Here is a 5,724-nt window from a genome sequence, read left to right on the forward strand (position 1 = left end):
TGTCTGCCCCCCGCGCCTGCGGCGCCCCCCCCGAGGATACTTGGAACCAGGTGAAGCCGGGGCGTCGCGAGGGATTCCCCGGGGCCGCGGCGGGGGATAGGATGCGGTCACGCTGGTTTCGGGGTGAGATGGCCGATCCTTCCGCAAGATGCCTTGACCTGACCCGGCTGGTCTCGCGGCTGGGGCGCGGGGCGTGGACCGGGGTGGACCGGGTGGAGCTGGCCTATCTGCGGCATCTGGTGGCGGCGCCGGGGCCGTTGTTCGGGTTGGTGCGGACGGCTTTGGGCTATCTGCTGCTGGACGGCGACGGGATGGCGCGGGCGCTGGCGCGGATCGACGGGCAGGCGGCCTGGGGGGCGCCGGACCTGGTGGGGCGGCTGAGCCGGAAGGCGCATCCCGTGAAGCGGCGGGCGGAGGCGGATCTGCGGCGCTGGGCCGTGGCGCGGGCGCGGCGCGGGGCGCTGGCGGGAATGCTGCGCAAGAGCCTGCCCGCCGGGACGGTGTATTTCAACGTGGGCCATAGCGACCTGGGCGAAGAGGTGCTGGCCGCCTGGCGCGCGGTGCCGGGGGCGCGGGTCGCGGTGCTGATCCACGACGCGATCCCGCTGGAGCATCCCGCCTATCAGCGGCCGGGCACGGTGGAGTCGTTCCGCGGCAAGCTGGCGCGGGTGGCGGCGCATGCCGACGTGGTGATCCATTCCTGCGAGACGACGCGCGCGGCGACGGAGGCCTGGCTGGCGAAGGCGGGGCGGGTGCCGGAGGCGCTGGTGGCGCCGCTGGGGGTGGAGGTGCCGGTGCCGGGGGCGTTGCCGCCGGGGCTGCCGCCGGAGGCACCGTATTTCGTGACGGTCGGGACCATCGAGCCGCGCAAGGACCACGCGCTGCTGCTGGACGTCTGGGAGGCGCTGGGCGCGGGCGCGCCGCGGCTGGTGATCGCCGGGCGGCGCGGCTGGGCCAACGCGGCGGTGTTCCGGCGGCTGGACACGTCGCCGATGATCGGGCGGACCGTGTTCGAGCGGGGCGATCTGGACGACGGCGCGGTCGCCGCGCTGCTGAAAGGATCGGCCGGGCTGCTGTTTCCCAGCCGGGCCGAGGGCTACGGCCTGCCGCCGCTGGAAGCCCTGGCGCTAGATGTGCCCGTGGTTTGTGCCGACCTGCCCGTCTACCGCGAGATATTGGGGGACATGCCAGTTTACGCCCGCGTCGGCTGCGTGTATCACTGGACCGAAACGATAGTCCGGATTACGGACGGGATGAGGACGGGGCGAGGTGCGGCACATGTGCCCCCCACGGTTCCCGGCTGGGCGGATCACTTCAACCGCGTCTTAACGGTGCTGTGATACCGCGGGTCGAGGGTCGGGCGGTGCCCTTTGCGAAGGGGAAGACTTGGGCGCCTGGATGTCATACAGGCTGCGGCTGCAACGCAAGCGCTGGCGGATCCGGGCGTTCCGCAAGCGGCGCGAGCTGTCGCCGGTCGCCGACCGCACGGCGCAGATCCGGCCGGGCCATATCCTGTCCTTCACCACGCTGCGCAACGAGAAGGTGCGCCTGCCCTATTTCCTGAAGTATTACAGGCAGTTGGGGATCGACCATTTTATCGTGGTCGACAACGGCTCCGACGATGGCAGCCGCGAATTCCTGGCCGATCAGCCAGACGTGTCGCTGTGGCACAGCGCGGCCAGCTACAAGCGGTCGCGCTTCGGGGTCGACTGGCTGAACTGGCTGGCCTGGCAGCACGGGCACGGCCACTGGTGCCTGACCGTCGACCCGGACGAATTCCTGGTCTATCCGTTCTGCGACACGCGGCCGATCGGGGCGCTGACCGACTGGCTGGACGCCTCGTCGATCCGGTCGTTCAGCGCGATGCTGCTGGACATGTATCCCAAGGGGCCGATCGACGCCTCCCCCTACCGCGCCGGCCAGGACCCGTTCGAGATCGCCGACTGGTTCGACAGCGGCAACTACGCGATCATGAAGAACCACCGCTTCGGCAACCTGTGGATCCAGGGCGGGCCGCGGGCGCGGGCGTTCTTTCCCGACCGGCCGGAACGGGCGCCGGCGCTGAACAAGATCCCGCTGGTGAAATGGCACCGGCAGTTCACCTATGTCAGCTCGACCCACATGCTGCTGCCGCGCGGGCTGAACGCCGTGTTCGACGAGTGGGGCGGCGAGAAGGCGTCGGGCGTGCTGCTGCACGCGAAGTTCCTGGACACGTTCCAGCACAAGTCGGCCGAGGAGCTGAAGCGCAAGCAGCACTATGCCAACAGCCATGAATACAAGGCCTATGCCCAGCGGCTGAAGGACAACCCGGACCTGTGGTGCAAGTGGTCCGAGAAATACATCAACTGGCGGCAGCTGGAGATCCTCGGCCTGATGTCCAAGGGGAACTGGGCATGACGTTCGGGGTGGTCATGCTGTGCCACGACGCGCTGCACCGGGCCGAGCAGGTGGCGCGGCACTGGTCCAAGCACGGCTGTCCCGTGGTGATCCATGTCGACCGCAAGGTGACGCCCGACGACCACGCCGCCTTCGTCAAGCGCCTGTCGAAGCTGGACAATGTGCGGTTCTCGCGCCGCCACCGCTGCGAATGGGGCACCTGGTCGCTGGTCGCCGCGTCGCAGACTGCGTCGGAGCTGATGCTGGAGGAGTTTCCCGAGGTGCGGCATGTCTACCTCGCCTCGGGCTCCTGCCTGCCGCTGCGGCCGGTGGAGGAGCTGAAGGCGTATCTGGCCGAGCGGCCGCGCACCAACTTCATCGAGTCGGTGACGACCGAGGACGTGCCCTGGACGGTCGGCGGGCTGAGCCTGGAGCGGTTCACCTTGCGCTTTCCGTTCTCGTGGAAGACCCAGCGCAAGCTGTTCGACGGCTATGTGCGGCTGCAGCGGCGGCTGGGCTATCGCCGGCGCATCCCCGAGGGGCTGGAGCCGCATCTGGGCAGCCAGTGGTGGTGCCTGACGACGGGAACGCTGGCGGCGATCCTGGAGGATCCGGACCGCCGCATCTACGAGAGCTACTTCAAGAAGGTGTGGATCCCGGACGAGAGCTATTACCAGACGCTGGTTAGGCTCTATTCCGACAATGTCGAGAGCCGGTCGCTGACCCTGTCGAAGTTCGATTTCCAGGGCAAGCCGCATATCTTCTACGACGATCACCTGCAGCTTCTGCGGCGGTCGAACTGTTTCGTGGCGCGGAAGATCTGGCCGCGGGCGAACCGGCTCTACGACACCTTCCTCGGCGGCGGCGCGGATGCCAGCGGGGCGGAGCCGAACCCCGGCAAGATCGACCGCATCTTCGCCAAGGCGGTGGACCGGCGCACGCGCGGGCGCCCGGGGCTCTACATGCAGAGCCGCTTTCCCAACCGCGACTGGGAGAACGGCAAGACCTGCGCGCCCTACTCTGTCTTCGAGGGGTTCGCCGACCTGTTCGAGGATTTCGAGGGCTGGCTGTCGAAGATGGTCGGCGCGCGGGTGCACGGGGCGCTGTATGCGCCGGACCGGGCGCATTTCGCGGGGCGGCAGACGATCTATGCCGGCGCGCTGTCGGACAGCGCGGCGCTGCGGGATCACAACCCTGTCGCCTTCCTGACCAACCTGGTGTGGAACACGCGGGGCGAGCGGCAGTGCTTTCAGTTCGGGCCGCGCGACAACCAGGATCCGGGCTGGTTCATGGCGACCGATTCCAACGCGCAGATCTCGGTGATCACCGGGGCCTGGGCGGTGCCGCTGTTCCATTCGAAGCTGAACTTCACCGAGGTCCGGAAAGAGGCCGCGCGGCTGCAGAAGATCGAGGCGGAGCATCTGGACGTGCTGCGCTCGCCGCAGCGCAAGGCGCGGGTGCGGATCTGGTCGATGGCGGATTTCGTCGAAAGCCCGATGGAGCCGTTGCAGACGATCCTGGACGAGATCGGCGTGCGCCATCCCCGCCGGCTGACCGAGGCGCCGCGGATGGCGGATCTGGCGGGGTTCGGGCAGTTCCTGCAGAACCTCAAGAACCGCGGGATGCACCCGCATCTGATGGGGGATTTCCCGGCGTCGGACCGGCGGCCGGACGCGCCGCGGCGGCCGCGCAAGCCGTATCTGGTGAGCAAGTAGATGGCGCGTTTCGACTATTTCGTGGTGTTCGCCGAGATGCGGACGGGCTCGAACTTTCTGGAGGAGAACATCAACGACTATCCCGGGCTGAGCTGCCTGGGAGAGCTGTTCAACCCGCATTTCATCGGCCATGCCAACAAGTTCGACTGGGGCGGCATCGACATGGCCGCGCGGGAGGAGGACCCGATGCGCCTGCTGGCAGCGATCCGGGGGCAGACCGAGGGGATGCCGGGGTTTCGGTTCTTCAACGACCACGACCCGCGCATCCTTCGTCATGTGCTGCCCGACGAACGCTGCGCCAAGGTGGTGCTGACGCGCAACCCGGTCGACAGCTACGTGTCGCACAAGATCGCGCAGGCCACGGGGCAGTGGCGGCTGGGCGACATGAAGAAGGCGAAATCGGCGCAGGCGGTGTTCGACGCCGAGGATTTCCAGCAGCATATCGAGCGGCTGCAGGCGTTCCAGATGGTGCTGTTGCGCGGCCTGCAGGTGACCGGGCAGACGGCGTTCTGGATCGCCTACGAGGATCTGCAGGATGTCGAGGTGCTGGACGGGCTGGCGACGTTCCTGGGCGTCGACCACCGCAAGACGCGCGTGTCGAAGCGGACCAAGGTGCAGAACCCCAAGCCGCTGGACGAGAAGGTCGCGAATTTCGAGGAGATGGAGCAGGCGCTGGCGCGGCTCGACCGGTTCAACCTGAACCGCACCCCGAATTTCGAGCCGCGGCGCGGGCGGGCGGTGCCCTCGCTCGTCGCCGCCGCGCGGGCGCCGGTGCTGTATCAGCCGATCCCGGGCGGGCCCGACGCGCAGGTGCTGCCCTGGCTCGCGGCGCTGGACGGCGGGACGCCCGAGGATCTGCGGACGGGCTTCTACCAGAAGACGCTGCGCCAGTGGAAACGCCAGCACAAGGGGCACCGCGCCTTCACCGTGCTGCGGCATCCGGTGCTGCGGCTGCACGCGGCCTTTGCCCGGCACATCCTGCCGTCCGAGGGCGAGGCCGTGTTCGGCGAGATGCGCGAGACGCTGCGCAAGCAGTACGGCCTGCCGGTCCCGGCCGAGGGGCCGGGGCGCGACTGGAGCGCGGCCGAGCAGCGCGCGGCGTTCCTGGCCTTCGCGAAATTCGTCGAGGGCAATCTCGGCGGGCAGACCAGCCTGCGGGTGGACGCGGCCTGGGCGTCGCAGTTCGAGATCCTGCGCGGCATGGCCGAGGTGCAGCTGCCGGACATGATCCTGCGCGAGGAGACGCTGGCCGACGGGCTCGGGCAGCTGGCCGAACAGCTGGGGATCGCGGCGCCGGCGCCGCCGCCCTTCATCGACGCGGGGCCGGTGCCGCTGGCCGACTATTACGACGGCGAGGTCGAGGCGGCGGTGCGGGCGGCCTATCAGAAGGACTACATGATGTTCGGCTTCCGGCCCTGGGGGGCGGGTTAGGGCTTGTCGCGTTTGATGCGAGTCACCCAGTCTCCGGCCATCCCGAGGCAGGTTTCGCGCGAGCGAATGCGTTCGGCGCGGCCGGAGACGACAATTGAACGCGATATGCTCTAGAGCGTTTGCCCACCGACATGAATCGATTGGGGATTCCCATTCGGCCGAGGGACTGATTCACTGACCCTGGGGCAGATACTGGGGGCAG

At 68.6% G+C, this 5,724-nt stretch carries 4 protein-coding genes; all 4 read left to right on the plus strand.

The genetic code is table 11. From position 1 onward, the window contains the following. The first annotated feature begins 128 nt into the window (after positions 1-128). The 4 genes from P1J78_RS23845 to P1J78_RS23860 are packed head-to-tail and all read left to right on the plus strand — an operon-like array spanning position 129 to position 5,522. Positions 129-1,340 carry a glycosyltransferase gene (locus tag P1J78_RS23845; protein ID WP_275569872.1) on the plus strand — a complete coding sequence of 404 codons (1,212 nt, stop codon included), beginning with the start codon at positions 129-131 and terminating at the stop codon, positions 1,338-1,340. 58 nt (positions 1,341-1,398) lie between these two features. Continuing rightward, a complete protein-coding gene (locus tag P1J78_RS23850; RefSeq protein WP_275569873.1) occupies positions 1,399-2,397 on the plus strand; it encodes a glycosyltransferase family 2 protein in 999 nt (332 codons plus the stop codon). Beyond that, positions 2,394-4,091: a DUF5927 domain-containing protein gene (locus P1J78_RS23855; protein WP_275569874.1), complete on the plus strand. Its 1,698-nt coding sequence runs from the start codon at positions 2,394-2,396 to the stop codon at positions 4,089-4,091. The genes P1J78_RS23850 and P1J78_RS23855 overlap by 4 nt, the downstream gene beginning before the upstream one ends. Next, positions 4,092-5,522, plus strand: a complete 1,431-nt coding sequence (locus tag P1J78_RS23860; protein WP_275569875.1) for a nodulation protein NodH — start codon at positions 4,092-4,094, stop codon at positions 5,520-5,522. It begins immediately after the preceding gene. Positions 5,523-5,724: the final 202 nt, after the last annotated feature.

It is taken from the genome of Psychromarinibacter sediminicola (assembly GCF_029168335.1).
Classification (GTDB): domain Bacteria; phylum Pseudomonadota; class Alphaproteobacteria; order Rhodobacterales; family Rhodobacteraceae; genus Psychromarinibacter; species Psychromarinibacter sediminicola.